Here is a 22486-nt window from a genome sequence, read left to right as displayed (position 1 = left end):
AGATGAATAAGGTTGTTCTTTTAACTACTGGTGGCACAATTGCAAGTAAAACGAATAAGGATTCAGGAAAGCTAGCTTCAGGTGCTTTAACGGGTGAAGAGCTGGCTGCGATGTGTAATTTGCCAAATGATATTGAAGTGATTGTGGATTCTGTTTTTCAAAAAGCAAGTATCCATATTACCTTTGATGACTTAGTTTTTCTGAAAAATAGAATTGAAGAATATTTTAAAGATGAATCAGTTTCTGGTGTGGTTGTCACCCATGGCACAGATACGATGGAAGAAACAGCCTATTTCCTCGATTTAACGGTAAATGATCAACGACCAGTTGTTGTAACAGGTTCACAGCGGTCACCTGAAGATTTAGGAAGTGATGTATACATTAACTTACGGCATGCTATTTATTCTGCCTGTTCAAGTGATTTACATGGTGCAGGCACCGTTGTTGTTTTCAACGAACGAATTTTTGCAGCTAGATATGTCAAAAAAGAACATGCCTCAAATATCCAGGGATTTAATGTTTTTGGATTCGGCTATCTTGGTATTATTGACAATGACCGAGTACATGTCTTTCAGAAACCAATTAAGAGAGAATGTTATAAAATCGGTACATCTATCCCGCAGGTAGAAATTATCAAATGTTATATTGGTGCAGATGGGAAATTTATCAAAGCTGCTCGCGAAGCCGGAGTTGCAGGGATTGTTCTTGAAGGAGTAGGAAGAGGTCAGGTTGCACCAAAGATGATGGAAGAGATTGAAAAGTCCATTCAAGCAGGAATTAAACTAGTGATAACAACTAGTGCTGAAGAGGGAGCTGTGTATACCACTTATGATTATGAGGGTAGTGCGTATGATCTTTATAATAAGGGTGTTATACTTGGAAGTGATAATGACTCCAAAAAGGCAAGAATTAAATTGGCCGTCGTAATGGCAAGCGGCTTAGAAACCATTAATTTTTAATTTCGCTAAAAAGGCTGGAAGGAATCTTTCATTTTCTTTGTGTGATTTCCATGTTACGATTAAGAAAAAGGAGGGGGAGTAGGTTCATCATGCTGGGAATTTTATCTGCCGGAGTTGCCCCCGGTCTGGCATTACTAAGTTATTTTTATTTAAAAGATGAATATGAGCCAGAACCAATTTCCTTTGTTCTTCGGACGTTTATTTATGGAGCTCTCCTAGTTTTTCCTATAATGTTTATCCAACATGTTCTAGAAGTAGAGCATTTGCTTAAATCGAATCTTTTTAATGCGTTCCTGAGTTCAAGTTTGCTTGAAGAATTTTTTAAATGGTTCATTCTTTTTTATGTTGTTTACCAGCATGTTGAGTTTGACGAACCATTTGACGGGATTGTATATGGCGTAGCAGTTTCCCTAGGCTTTGCCACTGTTGAAAATATCTTTTATTTAATAGCAAATGGGATTGAACATGCGATGGCACGGGCCTTATTGCCGGTATCCAGCCATGCACTCTTTGGCGTAATTATGGGTTTTTATATTGGAAAAGCAAAATTTACTGATGGAAATAAAGCCAAATGGGTACTGCTCTCTTTGCTTTTACCTTTCACTCTTCACGGATTCTACGATTTTATATTGATTTCCTTAGAACATTGGCTGTTTATTATTTTTCCTTTTATGATTTTCCTGTGGTGGTTTGGCTTAAGGAAAGTGAAAAAAGCGAAAGTAATGAGCGCGAATCATTTCAAAAAACAATATCCCGTACAAAAGACTCTTCATTCCTGATGAAGGGTTTTTTTAATTAATCTGCATTAAATGGAATAAAAACACCAAAGTAACAAAAAATAGGGTTACTGTTAAAAAGATTCATATGGGGGTTATCATTCCATGAAAAAGAAAAACATCCTAATCAAATACGTCATCCTTATTTTTTTCTGTACCGTGCCATTAACCTTAATGAAGCACCATACGGCCCATGCCTTCACCAATCAGGTGATCCAAAAAGGAGCTGTTGGTGATGATGTCATTGAGCTCCAATCTAGGCTCCAATATATTGGGTACTATAATGGGAAAATAGATGGGGTCTTTGGTTGGGGTACATATTGGGCGCTTAGAAACTTTCAATATGAATTTGGGCTGCCCATTGATGGATTGGCTGGTGCAACAACGAAAGCAAAACTAGTTAAAGCAAGTAAATACGATAAACAATTTGTGAAAAACCAAATTAATGCGGGAAAGAAATTTACTCATTACGGCGGTGTTGATAAAAATAAACAAAGTGCACCAAGTCCTAAAGCACCTGCAAACAAAGCACCAGCCAATAATGCTGCGCCTAAGCCTGCCGCACCTAAGCCGGCGGCGCCTCAAAAAGCAGCACCAAAAAAGCCGACGGCCGCAAACACTCCAAACGGATTTTCACAAAACGATATTCGCTTAATGGCAAATGCTGTCCATGGCGAGTCAAGGGGAGAACCGTATATAGGCCAGGTTGCAGTTGCGGCGGTTATATTGAACCGGGTAAATAGTGCTTCATTCCCTAACACTGTTTCAGGAGTGATTTTTGAACCGGGAGCATTCACCGCTGTTACAGATGGACAGATTTGGCTGACACCGAATGAAACCTCAAAAAAGGCGGTATTAGATGCAATTAATGGATGGGATCCAACGGGTGAGGCAATTTACTACTTTAACCCTGATACAGCCACCAGCGGCTGGATATGGGGAAGACCGCAAATCAAACGGATTGGTCAACATATTTTTTGCAAGTAGAGAGGTGAATAGAATTGATTAGAGGAATATTAATTGGTGTTCTAGCAGTCGGTGTCGCTGGAACCGCTTATTGGGGCTACCAAGAACATCAAGAAAAAAATGCAATCCTATTAAACGCAGAAAACAATTATCAACGTGCATTCCATAATCTTTCCTACCGGATGGATATACTCCACGATAAGATTGGGACAACACTAGCGATGAACTCTAAGGACACTTTGTCTCCTTCATTAATTGAAGTGTGGAGGCTTACATCGCAAGCGCACGGGGATGTGGGTCAACTTCCATTAACATTATTACCGTTTAACAAGACAGAAGAATTCCTGGCTAACATCGGAAACTTTAGTTATCGAACCGCTGTTAGGGATTTAGGAAAAGAGCCTTTAACAGATAAGGAATATGACACATTAAAGGTGCTTTATAAGCAATCCGGAGACATTCAAAATGAACTGAGAAGTGTCCAGCATATGGTATTAAAAAATAACCTTCGATGGATGGATGTTGAGTTAGCGTTGGCATCGGGAAAAGAAACGACTGATAACACCATTATTGATGGTTTTAAAACGGTTGAAAAAACTGTTTCCGGCTATGAGGAAACTGATTTCGGGCCGACAATTACGAATATGCAAAAAAAGGATGAAAACTTTAAAAAAATAAAAGGAAAAACTATTTCTAGCCGAGAAGCAATCCAAATTGCAAAAAAATATATGAAGTTTGATGGTAATTCACAGATAAAGGTTACTGAAAATGGCAAAGGCTCTGATTATGGCTTTTACAGTGTGTCAATTAAAAATAAACAAACCGGGCAAGAAGCAAGCATGGACATTACGAAAAAGGCCGGTCATCCTATTTGGTTTATTAATAACAGGGAAATAGCGAAACAAACGCTCAGTCTAAATCAGGCTGACAACAAGGCTGCCGCATTTTTAAAGGAAACTGGATTTAAAGATTTAGAAGTGTTTGAAAGCACACAATATGATAATATCGGCATGTTTAATTTTGTTACAAACATTAACGGAATTAGAATATATCCACAATCAGTAAAAGTAAAAGTGGCCTTAGATAATGGCGATATTATTGGTGTTTCAGCAGAGGATTACTTAAAATCTCTAAATACTAGAACAATTGAGAAACCTGCAATGACAATGGAACAGGCGAGATCTAAGGTAAATCCGAAATTAAAAGTTATGGAAGACCGTCAAGCCATTATTTTGAACGATTTAAATGAAGAAGTATTATGTTATGAGTTCCTTGGAACCATTAATGATGATACCTATCGAATATTCATAAACGCAAAAAATGGGTATGAAGAGAAAGTCGAAAAGCTAAAAAATGCAGAGGCTGTATACGAGGATGTTCTATAAGGAATAGGAGTATAAAAAAAACAATCACTCCAATACTAGTTCTATATGAGCTATTGGAGTGATTGGCATGAAAAGAGTAGAAGGGTTTCTCATTAAAGTGATCATTATACAATTTGTATTTCTATTTTTATCTCAGCTTATTTTTCATCAAATAGATGTTTTCCCGCAAATTAAACAATTGACCAAATATGAAGGGGTAAATGAAAATACTCTCACTGAAATTCTCCAAACCTTTCAAGAAAGAGACAAATAATTCAAAAAATAAAGCAGGAGCTCCTGCTTTATTTTTATTGATTTAAAATGCTAAAAAAAAGGGGGATTTTGATAACTTGTGGTAAAATATATAGAAGACAACATATGAGACAACCATGTTTGCATTAGGAGGATTTATGGAAAAGAAATTATCAATTGCAATTGACGGCCCTGCTGCAGCCGGAAAGAGTACCGTAGCAAAAATTGTAGCAGAAAAACTTTCATATGTGTATATCGATACTGGTGCGATGTATCGGGCATTGACATATAAAGCAATCATGAACCATCTTAATCTGGAAGATGAAGCATCATTAGTAGATACCCTTTCAACGACTGATATTAAGCTGCTTCCTTCAGAAATAGGTCAATTAGTCTATCTAGACAAAAAAGATGTAACACAAGAGATTCGTTCCTCAGTGGTTACTAATAATGTTTCGATTGTTTCCATTCATAAAAAGGTCCGTGAAGAAATGGTAAGAAGACAACAAAGTTTTGCCACAGAAGGCGGTGTTGTCATGGATGGACGAGATATCGGTACGCATGTTTTGCCTAATGCAGAAGTAAAGGTTTTTTTGCTTGCAAGTGTAGTGGAAAGAGCAGAAAGGCGCCATCAAGAAAATCTGCAAAAAGGATTTGCTTCTGATTTAGAAAAATTAAAAGAAGAAATTGCACGTAGAGATAAAATCGACTCTGAAAGAGAAGTGGCTCCATTAAAAAAAGCCGAAGATGCAACTGAAATTGACACAACCTCATTAGCCATTCCTGAAGTTGTAGAAAAAATTATGGCTCTGGTGCACGAAAGGATTGGGTAATCGTGACGTTTTATGATTTTGCAAAATCAGTCGTTTTTACCATTTTTAAACCATGGTATAGGGTAGAGGCTATTGGAGTAGAAAATATTCCAAAAGAAGGCGGAGTCCTTCTATGTTCCAATCACATTCATAACTTAGATCCAATAATTGTTGGCATCATGGCACCCCGACCGGTTCATTATATGGCGAAGGAGGAAATATTTCGCGTCCCTGTACTTGGCGGCATCGTTAGGAAATGTAATGCCTTCCCGGTAAAAAGGGGATTTAGTGACCGTGAGGCGCTTAGAACTGGTTTAAAGATTCTAAAAGATGGGCATGTATTTGGTCTCTTCCCGGAGGGAACAAGAAGTAAGACTGGAGAGCTGGGCAAAGGTCTTTCCGGAGCTGGATTCTTTGCCTTAAGGTCAGATGCGCAGGTTGTTCCATGCGCAGTTATTGGCCCGTATAAAAGTTTGAAGAAATTAAAAATGGTTTACGGGAAACCAATTGATATGGATGAAATGCGAAAGACAAAAGCGTCAGCGGAGCAGGTTACTGAATTAATTATGTCAGAAATTCATAAACTTATAAAAGAGCATCAATAGCTTCTGCTTGACAAAATAGACTATTTGTAAGAAGTTAGTTAAAAGAGATTTTTTTTGAATATTCTTTTATATGTGGTGACTGCTCGGCGGCTTTCACCAAATCATATATAGATTTTTGGAGTAAATGGATTAAGGAGGAATACATATGTCGGAAGAATTAAATCAAGTAGAAGTGAAAAGTTTTGAGGTTGGGGATAAAGTAACCGGACAAGTTACGAAGGTTGAAGAAAAACAGGTGCTTGTGGCTGTACAAGGAAGTAAACTAGATGGGATTATTCCAATTAGTGAACTTTCAAGTCTGCATATTGAAAAAGCATCTGATGCGGCGTCAGAAGGTGATGAGTTAGAGCTTGAAGTGTTAAAAGTAGAGGAAGAAGCGTTAATCCTCTCGAAAAGGAAAGTTGATGCAGAAAAGGCTTGGGATAGCTTAGAACAACAATTTCAAAATGGTGAGGTTTTTGAGACAGAAGTAAAGGACGTTGTGAAGGGCGGCCTTGTTGTCGATCTTGGAGTCCGTGGGTTTGTCCCTGCATCGCTGGTTGAAGCACATTTTGTCGAGGATTTCAGTGATTACAAAGGACGTACGCTTACCTTTAAAATTGTTGAACTGGATAAAGAAAAGAACCGCTTAATCCTTTCACATCGAGCAGTTGTCGAGGAAGAAAAAGGTAAACAAAAACAAAATCTTCTTGGCGCGCTTAAGGTAGGTGAAGTCATTGACGGGACAGTTCAACGGATTACTGATTTTGGAGCATTCGTAGATATTGGTGGAATCGATGGACTTGTTCATATTTCACAATTATCCTATGAGCATGTTGATAAGCCTGCAGATGTTGTACAGGAAGGTCAACAGGTCAAAGTAAAGGTATTAAGTGTGGACCGCGATAACGAAAGGATTTCTTTATCGATAAAAGAAACACTTCCAGGACCATGGTCCAATATTTCAGAAAAAGCACCTAAAGGCAGTGTTTTAGATGGAATCGTTAAAAGAATAGTTTCTTATGGCGCTTTTGTAGAAGTTTTCCCAGGTGTAGAAGGTCTTGTTCATATTTCTCAAATTGCTCATAAGCACATTGGAACACCGCATGAAGTGTTAAAAGAAGGACAAGAAGTAAAAGTTAAAGTGCTTGAGGCGAATGAGCAGGATCAACGCCTATCATTAAGCATCAAAGAATTGCTTGAAAAAGAGGTTGAGGAAAACCTCGATTATGAGCTTCCAGAAGAGTCAAAAGGCTTCCAGCTTGGAGAAGTTATTGGAGATAAATTAAAGAATCTAAGAAAATAATGGTGATTTAAGTGTCAAGATCTGAACGAAAATGGGATCATATTCGCTTTGCCCTTAATAAAAGGCAAAAACGTTCAACAGTTTTTGATGATATCAAGTTTATTCACCAAAGCTTGCCGAATATCAGTGTCGCTGATATTCGCTTAGACCACTCAAATTGGCGGACTTTCTTTAAGTTCGCCAATTTTTATCAATGCGATGACTGGCGGCGGCGGGGAAAAAACGTATCAGATTAACAAAGAGCTGGCTAAGGCAGCGAAAATGACTGGAATAGCTATGGCGGTAGGGTCACAAATGTCTGCAATTAAGGAAAAGGGTGAAAGGTATACATACGAAATAGTTCGAAAAGAAAATCCAAGTGGGATCATTATTGCGAATTTAGGCAGTGAAGCAACAATTGAGAATGCCAAATTGGCAATTGATATGATTGAGGCCAATGCCTTGCAAATCCATTTAAATGTGATCCAAGAACTGACGATGCCTGAGGGGGATCGTGATTTCTCGGGAGCCTTAAAGAGAATTGAGGACATTGTTAATGCTGTACATATTCCCGTTATTGTCAAAGAAGTAGGGTTCGGAATGACAAAGGAAACAGTAAAATCACTTTCCCAAGTTGGCGTTGCTGCGGTTGATATCGGAGGATCCGGAGGAACAAATTTTGCAGAAATAGAAAATAAGCGTAGAGAAAAAACGTTCTCGTTTTTTAATGAATGGGGTATTCCTACGCCAATTTCTATCATTGAGGCTGCGGTGATGTCTGAGGAAATCTCGATCATTGGCTCGGGAGGATTTTTAACTGCGCATGAAATTGCAAAAGGCATAGCATTGGGGGCAAATGCCATTGGCATGGCGGGATATTTGCTGCGGATTCTTGTAGAAAAAGGAATAGAAGGATTGCAGAATGAAATAGAAACTTTTCACCACGAATTAATGATGATAATGACCGCTTTAGGAGCAAAAACTATTTCAGATTTAAAAAAGGCACCGTTGGTGATCTCCGGAGAAACTTATCATTGGTTAAGTCAAAGGGGTATTGATACAAAACATTTTAGCCGTCGTTCTATTCATTAAAAGCTCTCGTTCCTGCTACGAGAGCTTTTTTAGATTAATTTTTTTATTTTTTCCCGTCGTTTAAACCTCTTGCTTCTTCTGGACTTGACAGCTTTGTTGCGCCTGGATAGTGTAATGCTTGATCTCGGTCTGACTCTACTCTTCTACTTGCTTTTAACTTTTTTTCTTGGCGGTCTCTTCCCATTCACCAACACCTCCTATTAATAAGATGAATCACTCCCGAAAAATTATACAAATAAGTATGAAACTACATAAGGATTACCAATAATGATAATAATAGGAGGTGAGGAACATAGAAGGTGTAATGTTTTATTGGATTTGCTGGTCTATTTGGGTGTATCTGACATTTTTAGTAAATAAAAAAAATCCATACAGGTTGAATTTATCAGCGACCATTCTTGTGGTGATTTTTTTATCTAATTATCAGTTCTCCATTGGAATCTTTACAATCCAGGCTAGTGGTTTATTTTTATTGATTATTTCATATTTATTCTTTAGCCAAGAAAAGCGCGGGGCTATCATCTATTATTTTATTTGTTCATTTATTGTATCAATTGCATATGTGACATTCCATTTATTTGAGATTTTTGACCCTATTTGGATTATCTTTAAAAAGGAATGGATGATGGGAATTGTTTTTGGTTATCTAGCGATTCTTTTGCAAAAGACATTAAAAGGACGATTGCAAATTATTATTTGCGGAACCATACAGGGTGAATTTCTTTATGCTTATATCTTAAATAAATTTCCTTTCCCCTATACAATTGGATCATTTGGATACTTAGATGTTTGTTCCTTAATTGCTGCATTGCTGGCCGGATGGAGTTTATTGGAAAATGCCGGAACAATCGTACAAAACCATTATCATTACTTTGAAAAGGGAAAACAAAAAACATCATAAGCTTTCCATTGCGGGAAAGGATTAACATTGATAAAATAATAAAGTTAGGCCCTTCTAGATGACAGAAGGGTTTCTTTACTTAATAAGAACCTTATGAATTATTGCTAACATAATAATAAGTTATTTCAATATAAGAAAGGATGGCGATCGAAATGGTAAAACCAGTTATTGCCATTGTAGGACGTCCCAACGTTGGAAAGTCAACAATTTTTAATAGAATTGTCGGGGAACGAATTTCCATTGTCGAGGATATTCCGGGAGTAACAAGAGATCGTATATATAGTTCAGGAGAGTGGTTGACACATGATTTTAATGTCATTGACACTGGTGGAATTGATATTGGCGATGAACCGTTTTTAGAGCAAATTCGTCAACAAGCAGAAGTGGCGATTGATGAAGCAGATGTGATAATCTTCCTTACAAATGGGCGAGAAGGGGTAACAGCTGCTGATGAAGAAGTAGCAAAAATTTTATACAAGTCGAAAAAACCGATTGTTTTAGGAGTAAATAAAATTGATAATCCTGAAATGCGGGAGCAAATTTATGACTTTTATTCTTTAGGATTTGGTGAACCGATCCCTGTTTCTGGTTCTCACGGACTGGGTCTGGGTGATTTATTGGACGAGGCAGCAAAACACTTTCCAAAAAATAAGCCAATCGAATATGATGAAGATGTGGTCAAGTTTTCCTTAATTGGCAGACCGAATGTCGGAAAGTCTTCGCTTGTGAATGCAATTTTAGGTGAAGACCGTGTGATCGTCAGCAATATTGCCGGTACCACTCGTGATGCGATTGATTCACCATATACGTATAATGGGCAAAAATATGTCATCATTGATACTGCGGGAATAAGAAAAAAAGGGAAAGTGTATGAGAGTACTGAAAAATATAGTGTTCTCCGTGCACTTAGAGCCATTGAGCGTTCGGATGTGGTCCTTGTGGTTATTAACGCAGAAGAAGGAATCATCGAACAGGATAAGAAGATAGCCGGATACGCTCATGAGGCTGGACGAGCCGTTGTTATTGTGGTCAATAAATGGGACGCAATTGAAAAAGATGAGAAGACAATGAAAGAGCTGGAACAAAAGATTCGGGAACATTTCTTATTTCTTAGCTATGCTCCAATTGTGTTTTTATCTGCCAAAACGAAAAAGCGGATTCATACTCTTATACCCATGATTAATACGGCAAGTGAAAACCATTCCATGCGGGTAGAAACAAGTGTGTTAAATGATGTCATAATGGACGCTGTGGCGATGAATCCGACACCAACAGACAAGGGGAAACGCTTGAAAATTTATTATGCTACACAAGTTGCAGTCAAACCTCCTGCATTTGTTGTCTTTGTTAATGAACCTGAATTAATGCATTTCTCCTATGAGCGGTTTCTTGAAAATCGAATTAGAGACGCTTTTGGATTCGAGGGAACCCCTATCAAAATTTATGCCAGAGAAAGAAAATAAAGATAAGGCGGGTGTACTTTCATGCAGGATAAAAAAACAACCATTGCCGTTGTTGGCGCCGGGAGCTGGGGAACCGCACTGGCGATTGTGCTTGCAGATAATAATCATGAGGTTCGTCTTTGGAGCCATAATGAAAACCAAGTAAAGGAAATCAATGAATTTCACACGAATAAAAAATATTTACCTGAAATTAATCTGCCAGAATTAATTACTGGCTTTGCTTCATTACGTGATGCTTTAGCTGGAGTAGAGACGGTTATATTGGCTGTCCCAACGAAGGCAATTCGTGAAGTGCTTGGGAAAATACGTGAGGTACAAGCAGGTCCATTGACGATTGCTCATGTTAGTAAAGGAATTGAGCCTGATACCCTTTTACGAATAACCGAAATGATTAAAGAAGAAATGCCAAAAGGGCTCTTAAAGGACGTAGTGGTTCTTTCGGGCCCAAGTCATGCTGAAGAAGTAAGCTTAAGACATCCAACAACGGTTACGGTTACTTCGGAAAATATGGAAGCGGCTGAAAAAATTCAAGATTTATTCATCAACCACAATTTTCGTGTTTATACGAATTCTGATGTCATTGGAGTTGAAATTGGCGGTGCATTAAAGAATATTATCGCATTGGCTGCAGGGATCACAGATGGGCTGGGATATGGTGATAATGCTAAGGCTGCTTTAATGACCCGCGGATTGGCGGAAATAGCACGCCTGGGTACCAAAATGGGTGCTAATCCGTTAACATTTTCCGGATTAACAGGAATAGGCGATTTAATTGTTACCTGTACCAGCGTCCATTCAAGGAACTGGAGAGCCGGTAATTTGCTTGGTAAGGGGAAAACTCTAGATGAGGTGCTGGATAATATGGGAATGGTTGTGGAAGGCGTCAGGACAACCAAAGCAGCCTATCAGCTAGCTAAAAAGTACGATGTCAAGATGCCAATTACCTTTGCCCTTTATGACGTCTTATTTAATGGGAAAAATGCCAAGGATGCGGTTGATGTGTTAATGGCGCGCGGGAAAACCCATGAAATGGAAGATTTAGTGAATGTACTGGATGAAAAAAACAGTGAAGACTAAAAAATGTGCGTTTACCTTCATAAAATAGGCGTTCACATGATACGTTTTTACCTTTAATTGCATACAATGCAACGAAGCAACCTGGTAGTATGACGCTGGAGAATGGGTTATTTAGTCCATTTGACTGAAGTAGAGAATTCGCCCCTCTTTACTTCAGTTTTTTTTATTTCTTTTACAAGATGAACCTATGGTATAATTGCAGTCGAAAAAGGGGGAATGATGTTTGTCACCAGGTATGTTAAAAATGTGGATTTCAATTGCAGGAATGGCGCTAATGTTTCTTGCAATCATAACCATTTATGTAAGCAGATATAAGTTAAAAGGGGTCCTCCGAGTTATAACAGCAATTGTCGCTTATTTGTTTTTGATCGTTGCAGGATTGACTCTCTTGATTGTATTCCTGGGATAACGGGAATCATTACATAGATAAAAGGTGATTTTATGAAAAGAAAAAGGATTGTCTATTTTTTTGTCTTAACTGTTATGCTGTTATCGGGATGTATGTACCCAAAGGAAGAATTAGCACAGAATCAAGTCCCTTATAAAGATCAAATCCAAGCAGTTCAAACGGCCGTAGATGACTTTAAAAAGGACAATGGGGGTATCCTGCCAATCAAAACAAAGGAAGCAGATACACCAATTTATCAAAAATATCCAATTGAATTTAAAAAAATTGCCCCTCGGTATATCGCTGAACCACCGGGGAATGCCTATGAAAGCGGGGGGGTTTTTCAATATGTGCTGGTAGATGTGGAAACCAATCCAACTGTTAAATTATTAGATTTAAGGATGACAGAAACAATCCGTGACATAAATCTAAGAATAAAATCAAACGGTTATCCACCTTTTAAGGCACAGATTGCTAAAAATGTATTTTCACTCGATTTTAAACAATTGGGGTTCAAAGAACCTCCTTATGTTATTAGTCCATATACAAACCAAAACCTTTCCCTCGTTATAACAGGTGATGCTGTAGTATACGTGGATTATCGACCTGACCTATATAATAAGCTCAAGAAATCGAAAGAAGATCTGAAACCGGGAGAGGATATCCGCTCTATTTTGGTAAATGATTCCATGTTTGTTCCTGCCTATTCCTTGCCATACACGATCGATTCCAAGCGTAAGGAACCTGTATTTTTGGAAGAATAGTCATAACCCCTTCTCTAAGAAATATATTGTAGGAGAAGGGTTTTTTTTATGCTGAAAAACAACAACGTGATATGGATATTTATTTAGTTTCCATTTCCGAAATCATAGTTAGAAACCCTCCATAAATTTAAACGCTCAGCGAAATACAGATATCAGTACATCGAAGGAATTTTTAATAAGGGGGTAAAAATTTTAGAAAAGTGTCATAAGAAGATAGGACAACGTCATAAACATATACTGTCCAAAAACACCTAAAATGGATGATATTATCCCACTTTAGTCTATGATCAGGAGGGGATCACTTGGAAAAGGTCGATATTTTTAAGGATATTGCCGAAAGAACAGGCGGTGATATTTATTTAGGAGTAGTAGGTGCAGTACGTACAGGAAAGTCAACATTTATTAAAAAATTTATGGAGCTTGTTGTTTTACCGAATATAAACAGTGAAGCAGAGAGATCCCGGGCACAAGATGAGCTGCCGCAAAGTGCTGCGGGTAAAACAATCATGACAACTGAACCTAAATTTGTGCCAAATCAGGCAGCGACTGTTCATGTCGACGAGGGTCTTAACGTTAATATCAGGCTTGTTGACTGTGTAGGTTATACCGTACCAGGAGCGAAAGGCTATGAGGATGAAAATGGGCCGAGAATGATTAATACGCCTTGGTATGAAGAACCAATCCCGTTTCATGAAGCAGCGGAAATTGGCACAAGAAAAGTAATTCAAGAACATTCCACAATTGGAGTAGTTGTCACTACGGATGGAACCATTGGGGAAATTCCTCGCAGTAACTATATTGAGGCGGAAGAAAGAGTAATCAATGAGCTCAAAGAAGTTGGTAAACCATTTATTATGGTGGTTAACAGTGCACAGCCGTACCACCCTAGCACGGAAACACTTAGAACAAGTTTAGCAGAAAAATATGACATTCCAGTTATCGCTATGAGTGTGGAAAGTATGCGTGACAGCGATGTCCTCAATGTTCTTCGTGAGGCACTTTATGAGTTCCCGGTCCTTGAAGTAAATGTGAATCTTCCTAGCTGGGTAATGGTGCTTAGAGAAAACCATTGGCTCCGTGAAAGCTACCAAGATGCTGTGAAGGAAACCGTAAAAGATATCAAGAGATTACGAGATGTGGACCATGTTGTCCAGCAGTTTAGTGATTTTGAATTCATTGAGAGAGCCGGCTTAGCTGGAATTGAGATGGGTACCGGTGTAGCTGAAATTGATTTAATGGCTCCGGATGAATTATATGATGATATTTTAAAAGAAATTGTCGGGGTTGAAATCAGAGGAAAAGATCATCTTCTTGAATTGATGCAGGACTTTGCCCATGCGAAAGCAGAATATGATCATATTGCCGACGCCTTAAAAATGGTCAAACAAACGGGTTATGGGATTGCCTCGCCGACACTCGCTGATATGAGTCTTGAAGAACCGGAAATCATCCGCCAGGGTGCAAGATTTGGAGTCAGACTGCGAGCGGTGGCTCCATCCATTCATATGATAAAGGTCGATGTTGAATCGGAATTTGCCCCAATTATCGGCACGGAAAAACAAAGTGAGGAGCTTGTCCGCTATTTAATGCAGGATTTCGAGGATGATCCACTATCGATTTGGAATTCTGATATATTTGGCAGGTCATTAAGTTCCATTGTCCGTGAAGGGATTCAAGCCAAGCTTTCCTTGATGCCGGAGAATGCAAGATATAAATTAAAAGAAACGTTAGAGAGAATCATAAACGAAGGCTCTGGCGGTTTGATTGCCATCATCCTCTAAATTTCGGACTCCCAATCGGAGTCTTTTTTTTATTCTTTTGACAATTTACACATATAAGGCCCAAAAGAGTAGTATTTTGTAGAACAAAAGAAAAGATTACCATAATTTCATGAAATCTTCTTGATATGCTGAATTGATTATGATAATCTTTTAACAGAATTACGTTATAGTGCTTAAAACCTTTATTTAATAGGGTTTTATTAAACAAATAGATTTAGGACACCAAATTCGGGAATATGTATGAATTTGGTAATAAAACCTTACTATGACGTATAGAAATTAGAAAAATTGTTTAGAAATGTAGATAAGTAATCTTATTTACAAATTCTCAGATCTTTCTTTGGGAGGAGGTGAATGGCATGAACAAGACAGAACTTATTAACGCAGTTGCTGAAGCTAGCGAGCTTTCCAAAAAAGACGCTACAAAAGCAGTTGATGCTGTTTTTGATGCGATTTTAGATGCTTTAAAAAATGGTGATAAAGTACAATTAATCGGTTTTGGAAACTTTGAAGTACGCGAGCGTGCAGCACGTAAAGGTCGTAACCCTCAAACAGGTGACGAAATTGAAATTGCTGCTAGCAAGGTTCCAGCTTTCAAACCAGGTAAGGCGCTTAAAGACGCAGTTAAATAATTACATAAATTATTGCTTTAAGCCATTGCTAAAGCAAAAAGGTCATGGGAAAAATCCATGGCCTTTTTTCTTATATTTTTGCTTACTTTTAAAAGATTATGCTAATATGTATCTGTCGTCTAAACTTGTAGGTACACTCAAGGAGGTAAAAAATATGTCTGAAGTGAATCGTGCCCAAATTGAAGAGGCGGTACGTTTAATATTAGAAGCAATCGGAGAAGACCCAAATCGGGAAGGCCTGCTTGACACACCAAAAAGAGTTGCGAAAATGTATGAGGAAGTGTTCAGCGGATTAAGTGAAGATCCAAAGCAGCATTTTGAAACAATTTTTAGTGAGGACCATGAAGAGTTAGTGTTAGTGAAAGATATCCCGTTTTATTCGATGTGTGAACATCATCTTGTCCCGTTCTTTGGAAAAGCGCATGTCGCTTATATTCCGCAGAATGGCCGTGTTACAGGATTAAGTAAATTAGCAAGGGCTGTTGAGGCAGTGGCAAAAAGACCACAGCTTCAGGAACGCATTACCTCGACCATTGCGGACAGCATGATGGAGCATCTTGAGCCCCATGGAGTAATGATTGTCGTAGAGGCGGAGCATATGTGCATGACAATGCGCGGTGTTAAAAAGCCGGGCTCAAAGACGGTGACAACCGCCGTTCGAGGCGTTTTTGCAAATGATGCTATTGCCCGTTCAGAGGTGCTTTCCTTAATAAAATAGAAATGATGATTATTTCGAATAATTTGGAGTGAGTAGAGTGGAAAAGCGCAATCAGCAAAATAGTGATTATGTGGTTATTAAGGCTATAGAAGATGGTGTAAGTGTAATAGGCTTAACAAGAGGCACAGATACAAGATTTCATCATTCGGAAAAGCTGGATAAAGGTGAGGTACTAATTGCTCAATTTACTGAACATACGTCAGCAATAAAAATAAGGGGTAATGCTAAGATTCTCACTCAGTATGGTGAAGTAGAAAGCGAAATAAAGAAATAAGGTGGGTGAAGTTTGTCTTCATTAGCCGTAAATAGAAGCTGATAAGAGATGTTTATTTTGTGAATTCCTGCCCATATGATGCCTTTTATGATATAATGGTGTCTGCCTTGTGTAAAATAATAAGAATGATGATTTCTTTGTTTTATGGGCATGAATCTTTCTTTCAATAAAAAAATAAAGATACATAAAGATATTACTTCGGGGAAGCAAGGGTGATCAGAGTGCAGGATATTCAACAAAAATTTATCATTATTAAGGAGCAAATCGAAAAAAGGGTATCTGACTCATACTTGCTTGAGTATATTGATACCCCCATTGTTGACGATGATAAACTTCTAATCCTCATCTCAGTAATGGATCGACTCGAATTGTCGTTTAGTGATATCCAAAACTATGCATTATCAACCATGTTAATTCAAATTGCCCTTGATACCCATGAACATATTTCAAATGCATCAATCGATGAAAAAAACCGTCAATTAACCGTCCTTGCCGGAGATTATTTTAGCGGTTTATATTACCATCTTCTTGCCGAATCAGAAGATATTATGATGATCAAAACACTCTCAAAAGGAGTAAAAGAAGTCAACGAAAATAAGATCCTTGTTTACCAATGTAACTTTGATAGGATTGAAAAATTGATTATCAGTATTGCACGGATAGAGAGTTCTTTACTAACTAAGCTCTCAGCTTATTTTAATATGGATTTATGGAATGAATTCCTTGCACATTTATTTATATTTAAACGGTTATTAAAAGAAAAGAAGCAATACTTTCATTCAGAAGGCTCTATTTTATTTGAGGCATTGAAGAAAATAATTTTCCCCGATATTGATTCAACAGCCCTCGAAATTACAGGTGAACAACGGAATTATTTATTGCAAATTTGCGACCACTATTTAGAGCAATCAAAACAAGTGATTGAAAAAGGATTGAAACAACTTCCTTACTTAAATGATTTACTTGAAAAAAGGATCAGATTGATGTTGAATCAGTACCAGCCATACGCAAAAACTTTTGTGGAAGAAGGGTGAACCATGCAGCAATCAAAAGAACAGCGCGTTCACAATGTGTTCGAAAAGATATCTGATAACTATGATAAAATGAACTCGGTTATTAGCTTTCAACAGCACATCAAGTGGCGGAAAGACACAATGAAAAAAATGAATGTTCAGCCTGGTTCAAAGGCTCTTGATGTATGCTGTGGAACGGCCGATTGGACAATTGCCTTAGCTGATGCCGTGGGCCCTGCAGGGGAAGTCACTGGCTTGGATTTCAGTCAAAACATGTTGAATGTGGGGATTGAAAAGGTTAAAAACTTAGGGCTTGAACAGGTTCATTTGATCCACGGCAACGCAATGGAACTCCCCTTTCCTGATAATAGCTTTGATTATGTAACGATTGGCTTTGGCTTAAGGAATGTCCCTGATTATATGCAGGTATTGAAGGAAATGAATCGGGTAGTAAAACCTGGAGGGATTGCTGTCTGTTTAGAGACATCACAGCCAACTTTAATCGGCTATAAGCAGCTTTATTATTTTTACTTCCGTTTCATCATGCCGCTATTTGGTAAATTGTTTGCCAAAAGCTATAGAGAATATTCGTGGCTTCACGAATCAGCACGTGATTTTCCGGGAATGAGAGAGCTTGCTAAAATGTTTGAAAAAGCTGGATTTAAAGATGTAAAATATAAAGCGTATAGCGGTGGTGCCGCTGCTGTTCATATTGGCAAAAAAAATTAACATTGAATTGAAGACAGGATGAAAAGCTGGGTGAATACAAATGAAATTAAAAATGATGTATTCATTTTTGAATTCGGATATTAACATAATCGAAAAAGAGTTAGAAGAGACGATTCAACCAGATTCTCTTCTTTTAAAACAAGCATCGATGCATACATTACAAGCCGGCGGAAAAAGAATTCGTCCTGTTTTTGTTTTGCTTGCAGGGAAATTTGGTCATTATGACATCCACGTGATGAAAAATGTTGCTGTTGCCCTTGAACTTATTCATATGGCATCACTTGTCCATGATGATGTAATAGATGATGCTGATCTCCGCAGAGGTCAGCCAACCGTTAAATCAAAATGGGATAACAAAATCGCGATGTACACCGGTGACTTTGTTTTTGCCTTGGCATTAGAATTAATGACAAATATCGAAAAACCTGCAGCCCATAAAATTTTAGCAAATACAATTGTTGAAGTAACCGTCGGGGAAATTCAACAGATAAAAGATAAATACCGTTTTAATCAAAATCTTCGGGACTATCTTCGAAGAATCAAAAGAAAAACAGCCTTATTAATTGCTGTCAGCTGCCAATTGGGTGCAATTGCGGCAGGGGTTGAAGAAGTCTTCCACAAGAAACTTTTCCGATTTGGGTACTATGTAGGGATGTCCTATCAAATTATTGATGACATATTAGATTTTACTGCAACCGAGAAGCAGTTAGGAAAGCCTGCGGGGAGTGACCTTTTACAAGGGAACATTACGGCGCCTGCTCTTTTTGCAATGGAAAATGACGATATTCGAAGAGAGATTGAAAAAGTTCATGAAAATATGGCACCTGAGGAGATATTATTTATTATTTCCCTTATCAAGCAATCGGGTGCAATCGAAAAATCGTTTGCTTTAAGTGATCATTATTTAGATAAAGCTTTAGCCCAAATAGAAGGATTACCAGATAACAAGGCCAAAAAAACACTTAGAGACATTGCTAAATATATTGGCAGACGAAAATTTTAGTGACCCTCTGGTTATGAATTCATGTGCTGAAGAAAGAGCCAAGCTATTAGATGTTGCGAAATAGTCAAAAAAGTGATACTATTTTCCATGGATTGTTCTCAAAGAAACAATCAATATACATAATATTTAGGAGTGGAATTCATGGAAAAAACTTTTTTAATGGTAAAGCCTGATGGCGTACAGCGTAATTTAATTGGTGAAATCGTTTCACGATTTGAAAGAAAGGGCTTCCAACTGGTTGGAGCTAAATTAATGAGCATTCCAACTGAACTTGCAGAAGAGCATTATGGTGAGCACAAGGAACGTCCGTTCTTTGGTGAATTAGTAGACTTCATCACATCCGGCCCGGTTTTTGCCATGGTTTGGCAAGGGGAGAATGTGATCGCTACTGCGCGCCAAATGATGGGCGCTACAAATCCAAAGGATGCTTCACCTGGAACGATTCGTGGTGATTTTGGTTTAACTGTTGGTAAAAATGTCATTCACGGCTCCGATTCACCAGCAAGTGCAGAACGGGAAATCGGCCTGTTTTTTAAAGATACTGGCGTTGTAGAGTATTCGAAATTAGTAAATGAATGGATTTATTAATCTAACATTGACAAGGCACTTGTATAGAACTTATACAAGTGCCTTGTTTTGTAATCGGATACAAAAATTTTCTGTTATTTTCTGAATTATTATACTATGTTTATTTACCACGATATGATATATTGATACATAATTCTTTAATGAGTTGAAGGGGGAAAGAGAATGGGGATTAGATATCTAACTGCTGGTGAATCCCATGGGCCGCAGTTAACAACTATTTTAGAGGGTTTGCCTGCGGGAATGCCGCTAGAGGCTGAAAATATAAATGAAGAGCTGGCAAGACGTCAAAAAGGTCATGGCCGAGGGCGCCGCATGCAAATAGAAAAAGATACGGCAGAAATAGTATCGGGTGTCCGCCATGGAAAAACGCTAGGGTCGCCAATTGCCCTGGTAGTGAAAAACAATGACTGGAAGCATTGGACAAAGATTATGGGTATTGAAGCAATAGAGGATGCGGAAGAGGAAGAAATAAAGCGTAAGGTAACAAGGGCAAGACCTGGCCATGCCGACTTAAATGGAGCGATGAAATATGGCCACAGGGATATGAGAAATGTCCTTGAACGATCATCAGCCCGTGAAACAACCGTTAGAGTGGCAGCCGGTGCTGTTGCCAAGAAACTTTTATCCTTGGTCGGTGTTGAACTTGTTTCACATGTTATCGAAATCGGGGGAATTAAAGCCACCGTTGATCCTTCTCTTTCAGTTACGGAACTTAAGGAACGGACTGAAAATTCACCTGTAAGAGTGGCCGATCCAAATGTCGAGCAGGAAATGATGAATGCGATTGACGAAGCCAAGAAAAATGGTGATTCAATTGGCGGGGTAGTTGAGGTTGTTGCTACTGGAATGCCAGCTGGGGTGGGAAGCTATGTCCACTATGATCGTAAATTAGACGGAAAATTAGCTGCAGCTATAATGAGTATAAACGCTTTTAAAGGTGTAGAGATTGGAATTGGATTTGAAGCAGCCAGAAAGCCCGGAAGTGAAGTCCACGATGAGATAGCCTGGGATAAAGAAGTAGGATATTACCGCAAGACAAACCGGCTTGGCGGGTTTGAAGGCGGTATGACTACTGGGATGCCTATTGTGGTCAGAGGAGTAATGAAGCCCATACCTACACTGTATAAACCATTAATGAGTGTTGATATTGAAACGAAAGAGCCGTTTGCAGCGAGTGTTGAACGCTCTGATAGCTGTGCCGTACCTGCGGCTGCCGTTGTTGCGGAACATGTCGTAGCCTGGGAGCTTGCGAATGCGCTAGTTGAACAATTTTACAGTGACCGCTTTGAAACCTTTGCCGATGAAATAAACAGGCAGCGTGAATATGCGAGGGAGTTTTAATGGAAACGATTCAAATTCAAACAGCATCAAAAACATATTCGGTCTTTGTTGGGGAAGGGGTAAGAAAAGAGCTTAGCACATTTCTAAGCAGTCATTTTCCTAACCTTACAAGAATACTGATTATTACAGATGAAACGGTTGCAAAACTTCATCTTGAGAAATTTTTGCTTGAATTAAAGCATTGGAATCCTGTTATTTTTACAGCTCCAAGCGGTGAAAAGGCAAAAACCTTTGAAGTGTATTATGATGCTTTATCAACGGCACTTGAGAACCGTTTGGATCGGCAATCTGTTATTCTTTCATTTGGCGGCGGGGCAGTTGGAGACTTGTCTGGCTTCGTTGCCGCTTCCTTTATGCGGGAATTCCTTTTATTCAAGTTCCAACTACCATATTGGCTCATGATAGTGCGGTTGGAGGCAAGGTAGCCATCAATCACCCACTTGGAAAGAATATGATTGGTGCTTTTTATCAGCCGGAGGCCGTATTTTATGATCTTGAACTGTTAAAAACATTGCCAATCCAAGAAATCCGCTCGGGGTTTGCTGAGGTTATTAAACATGCACTTATTGCCGATCCCCACTTCTATCAATGGTTAAAAATAAATGTTGTTGACTTGAATTCTTTAACTTTAGCTCAATTAACGGATTCGTTAGTGAAAGGGATCAAGATTAAAAACCAATTTGTTTCACAGGATGAAAGAGAAACAGGTGTCCGCGCTTATTTAAATTTGGGTCACACGCTTGGACATGCAATTGAATCGGAAATGGGCTATGGAAACTTCACACATGGTGAAGCAGTAATGATAGGGATGTTATTTGCATTGAAGTTAAGCAGAGAATTACTTGGGTTATCCTTTCAAATTCATGAATTTACCGATTGGGTTAAGACGTTAGGATATGAAATAACCATCCCTGAACAACTATCCTTAGATAGTCTGATCAGCAAAATGAGGCAGGATAAGAAGTCAATTGGTGAGTCCATTCGATTTGTATTGCTAAACGAAGTCGGACAGCCATGTCTCCAGGAAGTATCTGAAGCAATATTATTAAAAGAGCTAAAAAGTTTTTAATTCAAGGGGGATATTTACATGATCAGAGGGATGAGAGGAGCAACGACGGTCAGCACAAATACCGAGGAAGACATTATTTCTGCTACAGAGGAACTTTTGGCAAAATTAATAGAGGTTAATCAAATTCAACCTGATTCCGTCGCCTCAGTATTCATTTCAACTACAGAAGATATTAATGCAGTATTTCCGGCAAAGGCATTACGGAAATTTGCGGGATGGACTTACGTTCCGGTCATGTGTATGCGAGAGCTTCCTGTTCCTAATTCTCTAGATATGTGTGTCAGAATTATGATGCATGTAAATACAAGTTTGCCACAGGAACAAATTGGTCATGTATATTTAAGGAATGCAAAGGTGTTAAGACCCGATCTTGGAAATAGTGTAGTGTAAAACAGTTTAATGAAAATGATGACAATCAGAACGAATGGAGTGAGGAAAATGAGATGGAAAGAGAATGTTTTAGCGCTGACTCCTTATCAACCAGGGAAATCAATTGAGGCGGTCAAAAAACAATTTCAATTAGAACGGATTGTCAAACTGGCTTCCAATGAAAATCCATTCGGTTGCTCGGAACAGGCACTTTCAGCTCTTCAATCGTATCAATCTAGTTTAGCTATTTATCCTGATGGCTATGCTACTCATTTAAGAGAGACGC

At 38.5% G+C, this 22486-nt stretch carries 25 protein-coding genes and 3 pseudogenes; 27 read left to right on the top strand and 1 reads right to left on the bottom strand.

Features of this window, described 5'->3' with window-relative positions:
* The first annotated feature begins 2 nt into the window (after positions 1-2).
* From ACO1D1_RS16175 to fni, 9 genes and pseudogenes are all read left to right on the top strand, one after another.
* Positions 3-959 carry an asparaginase gene (locus ACO1D1_RS16175; RefSeq protein WP_149870819.1) on the top strand — a complete coding sequence of 319 codons (957 nt, stop codon included), beginning with the start codon at positions 3-5 and terminating at the stop codon, positions 957-959.
* An 89-nt stretch (positions 960-1048) separates the two neighbouring features.
* Positions 1049-1738, top strand: a complete 690-nt coding sequence (gene prsW, locus ACO1D1_RS16170; protein WP_149870818.1) for a glutamic-type intramembrane protease PrsW — start codon at positions 1049-1051, stop codon at positions 1736-1738.
* Positions 1739-1840: 102 nt separating this feature from the next.
* Positions 1841-2722, top strand: a complete 882-nt coding sequence (sleB, locus tag ACO1D1_RS16165) for a spore cortex-lytic enzyme (RefSeq protein ID WP_423336470.1) — start codon at positions 1841-1843, stop codon at positions 2720-2722.
* Positions 2723-2736: 14 nt separating this feature from the next.
* Positions 2737-4086 carry a germination protein YpeB gene (gene ypeB / locus ACO1D1_RS16160; RefSeq protein WP_149870816.1) on the top strand — a complete coding sequence of 450 codons (1350 nt, stop codon included), beginning with the start codon at positions 2737-2739 and terminating at the stop codon, positions 4084-4086.
* 67 nt (positions 4087-4153) lie between these two features.
* Complete coding sequence (locus ACO1D1_RS16155; protein ID WP_149870815.1) at positions 4154-4339, top strand: YpfB family protein; 186 nt, start codon at positions 4154-4156, stop codon at positions 4337-4339.
* Positions 4340-4475: 136 nt separating this feature from the next.
* Positions 4476-5150, top strand: coding sequence for a (d)CMP kinase (cmk, locus tag ACO1D1_RS16150; protein ID WP_149870814.1), 675 nt, complete (start codon positions 4476-4478; stop codon positions 5148-5150).
* A 2-nt stretch (positions 5151-5152) separates the two neighbouring features.
* Positions 5153-5734: a lysophospholipid acyltransferase family protein gene (locus ACO1D1_RS16145; protein WP_149870813.1), complete on the top strand. Its 582-nt coding sequence runs from the start codon at positions 5153-5155 to the stop codon at positions 5732-5734.
* 145 nt (positions 5735-5879) lie between these two features.
* Positions 5880-7019 carry a 30S ribosomal protein S1 gene (rpsA, locus tag ACO1D1_RS16140; protein ID WP_149870812.1) on the top strand — a complete coding sequence of 380 codons (1140 nt, stop codon included), beginning with the start codon at positions 5880-5882 and terminating at the stop codon, positions 7017-7019.
* Positions 7020-7030: 11 nt separating this feature from the next.
* Positions 7031-8090 (top strand): annotated as a pseudogene (fni, locus tag ACO1D1_RS16135) (type 2 isopentenyl-diphosphate Delta-isomerase).
* A gap of 43 nt (positions 8091-8133) precedes the next feature.
* Here the strand turns inward: fni and ACO1D1_RS16130 are convergent.
* Complete coding sequence (locus ACO1D1_RS16130; protein ID WP_149870810.1) at positions 8134-8274, bottom strand: YpzI family protein; 141 nt, start codon at positions 8272-8274, stop codon at positions 8134-8136.
* 120 nt (positions 8275-8394) lie between these two features.
* Here ACO1D1_RS16130 and ACO1D1_RS16125 point away from each other — a divergent pair, with 120 nt between their 5' ends.
* The 18 genes and pseudogenes from ACO1D1_RS16125 to ACO1D1_RS16040 form a co-directional block, all read left to right on the top strand.
* On the top strand, positions 8395-8991 hold the full coding sequence (locus ACO1D1_RS16125) for a YphA family membrane protein (protein WP_149870809.1): 597 nt from the start codon (positions 8395-8397) through the stop codon (positions 8989-8991).
* Between the two features lie 152 nt (positions 8992-9143).
* Positions 9144-10454, top strand: coding sequence for a ribosome biogenesis GTPase Der (der, locus tag ACO1D1_RS16120; protein ID WP_149870808.1), 1311 nt, complete (start codon positions 9144-9146; stop codon positions 10452-10454).
* Between the two features lie 21 nt (positions 10455-10475).
* Entirely contained in the window at positions 10476-11531 is a 1056-nt protein-coding gene (locus ACO1D1_RS16115) for an NAD(P)H-dependent glycerol-3-phosphate dehydrogenase (RefSeq protein WP_149870807.1), read from the top strand.
* 223 nt (positions 11532-11754) lie between these two features.
* Positions 11755-11940 carry a DUF2768 domain-containing protein gene (locus ACO1D1_RS16110; protein ID WP_149870806.1) on the top strand — a complete coding sequence of 62 codons (186 nt, stop codon included), beginning with the start codon at positions 11755-11757 and terminating at the stop codon, positions 11938-11940.
* Between the two features lie 32 nt (positions 11941-11972).
* On the top strand, positions 11973-12683 hold the full coding sequence (locus tag ACO1D1_RS16105; protein WP_423336469.1) for a hypothetical protein: 711 nt from the start codon (positions 11973-11975) through the stop codon (positions 12681-12683).
* A gap of 302 nt (positions 12684-12985) precedes the next feature.
* Positions 12986-14464: a stage IV sporulation protein A gene (spoIVA, locus tag ACO1D1_RS16100; protein ID WP_149870804.1), complete on the top strand. Its 1479-nt coding sequence runs from the start codon at positions 12986-12988 to the stop codon at positions 14462-14464.
* Between the two features lie 359 nt (positions 14465-14823).
* Entirely contained in the window at positions 14824-15096 is a 273-nt protein-coding gene (locus ACO1D1_RS16095) for an HU family DNA-binding protein (protein ID WP_007084878.1), read from the top strand.
* Between the two features lie 154 nt (positions 15097-15250).
* Complete coding sequence (gene folE / locus ACO1D1_RS16090; RefSeq protein ID WP_149870803.1) at positions 15251-15814, top strand: GTP cyclohydrolase I FolE; 564 nt, start codon at positions 15251-15253, stop codon at positions 15812-15814.
* A gap of 37 nt (positions 15815-15851) precedes the next feature.
* On the top strand, positions 15852-16088 hold the full coding sequence (gene mtrB, locus ACO1D1_RS16085; protein WP_149870802.1) for a trp RNA-binding attenuation protein MtrB: 237 nt from the start codon (positions 15852-15854) through the stop codon (positions 16086-16088).
* Positions 16089-16300: 212 nt separating this feature from the next.
* On the top strand, positions 16301-17122 hold the full coding sequence (locus ACO1D1_RS16080; protein WP_223820793.1) for a heptaprenyl diphosphate synthase component 1: 822 nt from the start codon (positions 16301-16303) through the stop codon (positions 17120-17122).
* 3 nt (positions 17123-17125) lie between these two features.
* Positions 17126-17830, top strand: a complete 705-nt coding sequence (locus ACO1D1_RS16075; protein WP_149870801.1) for a demethylmenaquinone methyltransferase — start codon at positions 17126-17128, stop codon at positions 17828-17830.
* 40 nt (positions 17831-17870) lie between these two features.
* Positions 17871-18833 (top strand): heptaprenyl diphosphate synthase component II, encoded by a 963-nt coding sequence (gene hepT / locus ACO1D1_RS16070; RefSeq protein WP_423336468.1) that lies wholly within the window; start codon positions 17871-17873, stop codon positions 18831-18833.
* 141 nt (positions 18834-18974) lie between these two features.
* Entirely contained in the window at positions 18975-19421 is a 447-nt protein-coding gene (gene ndk, locus ACO1D1_RS16065; RefSeq protein ID WP_149870799.1) for a nucleoside-diphosphate kinase, read from the top strand.
* Between the two features lie 168 nt (positions 19422-19589).
* Positions 19590-20762: a chorismate synthase gene (gene aroC, locus ACO1D1_RS16060; RefSeq protein WP_149872745.1), complete on the top strand. Its 1173-nt coding sequence runs from the start codon at positions 19590-19592 to the stop codon at positions 20760-20762.
* Positions 20762-21234 (top strand): annotated as a pseudogene (locus ACO1D1_RS16055) (iron-containing alcohol dehydrogenase); the annotation flags it as partial. The gene aroC and the pseudogene ACO1D1_RS16055, both read left to right, overlap by 1 nt.
* Positions 21214-21831 (top strand): 3-dehydroquinate synthase family protein, encoded by a 618-nt coding sequence (locus ACO1D1_RS16050; protein WP_423336510.1) that lies wholly within the window; start codon positions 21214-21216, stop codon positions 21829-21831. The pseudogene ACO1D1_RS16055 and the gene ACO1D1_RS16050, both read left to right, overlap by 21 nt.
* Before the next feature lie 18 nt (positions 21832-21849).
* Positions 21850-22221, top strand: a complete 372-nt coding sequence (aroH, locus tag ACO1D1_RS16045; RefSeq protein WP_149870797.1) for a chorismate mutase — start codon at positions 21850-21852, stop codon at positions 22219-22221.
* A 48-nt stretch (positions 22222-22269) separates the two neighbouring features.
* Positions 22270-22486 (top strand): annotated as a pseudogene (locus ACO1D1_RS16040) (histidinol-phosphate transaminase); the annotation flags it as partial.

This window comes from Neobacillus sp. 19 (genome assembly GCF_049463095.1).
In the GTDB taxonomy this organism is placed as follows: domain Bacteria; phylum Bacillota; class Bacilli; order Bacillales; family Cytobacillaceae; genus Neobacillus.
The sequence above is the reverse complement of the archived record's forward strand: the minus strand, read 5'-3'. Positions and strand labels throughout refer to the sequence as shown.

Bases quoted from the DNA above. Each gene is read 5' to 3' on its own strand.
- sleB (WP_423336470.1), top strand. From the start codon at position 1,841: ATGAAAAAGAAAAACATCCTAATCAAATACGTCATCCTTATTTTTTTC.
- ACO1D1_RS16105 (WP_423336469.1), top strand. From the start codon at position 11,973: ATGAAAAGAAAAAGGATTGTCTATTTTTTTGTCTTAACTGTTATGCTG.
- hepT (WP_423336468.1), top strand. From the start codon at position 17,871: ATGAAATTAAAAATGATGTATTCATTTTTGAATTCGGATATTAACATA.
- ndk (WP_149870799.1), top strand. From the start codon at position 18,975: ATGGAAAAAACTTTTTTAATGGTAAAGCCTGATGGCGTACAGCGTAAT.
- ACO1D1_RS16115 (WP_149870807.1), top strand. From the start codon at position 10,476: ATGCAGGATAAAAAAACAACCATTGCCGTTGTTGGCGCCGGGAGCTGG.
- ACO1D1_RS16155 (WP_149870815.1), top strand. From the start codon at position 4,154: ATGAAAAGAGTAGAAGGGTTTCTCATTAAAGTGATCATTATACAATTT.
- ACO1D1_RS16095 (WP_007084878.1), top strand. From the start codon at position 14,824: ATGAACAAGACAGAACTTATTAACGCAGTTGCTGAAGCTAGCGAGCTT.
- der (WP_149870808.1), top strand. From the start codon at position 9,144: ATGGTAAAACCAGTTATTGCCATTGTAGGACGTCCCAACGTTGGAAAG.
- ACO1D1_RS16130 (WP_149870810.1), bottom strand. From the start codon at position 8,274: ATGGGAAGAGACCGCCAAGAAAAAAAGTTAAAAGCAAGTAGAAGAGTA.
- ACO1D1_RS16050 (WP_423336510.1), top strand. From the start codon at position 21,214: ATGATTGGTGCTTTTTATCAGCCGGAGGCCGTATTTTATGATCTTGAA.
- ACO1D1_RS16075 (WP_149870801.1), top strand. From the start codon at position 17,126: ATGCAGCAATCAAAAGAACAGCGCGTTCACAATGTGTTCGAAAAGATA.
- ACO1D1_RS16175 (WP_149870819.1), top strand. From the start codon at position 3: ATGAATAAGGTTGTTCTTTTAACTACTGGTGGCACAATTGCAAGTAAA.
- cmk (WP_149870814.1), top strand. From the start codon at position 4,476: ATGGAAAAGAAATTATCAATTGCAATTGACGGCCCTGCTGCAGCCGGA.
- aroH (WP_149870797.1), top strand. From the start codon at position 21,850: ATGATCAGAGGGATGAGAGGAGCAACGACGGTCAGCACAAATACCGAG.
- prsW (WP_149870818.1), top strand. From the start codon at position 1,049: ATGCTGGGAATTTTATCTGCCGGAGTTGCCCCCGGTCTGGCATTACTA.
- rpsA (WP_149870812.1), top strand. From the start codon at position 5,880: ATGTCGGAAGAATTAAATCAAGTAGAAGTGAAAAGTTTTGAGGTTGGG.
- ACO1D1_RS16125 (WP_149870809.1), top strand. From the start codon at position 8,395: ATGTTTTATTGGATTTGCTGGTCTATTTGGGTGTATCTGACATTTTTA.
- folE (WP_149870803.1), top strand. From the start codon at position 15,251: ATGTCTGAAGTGAATCGTGCCCAAATTGAAGAGGCGGTACGTTTAATA.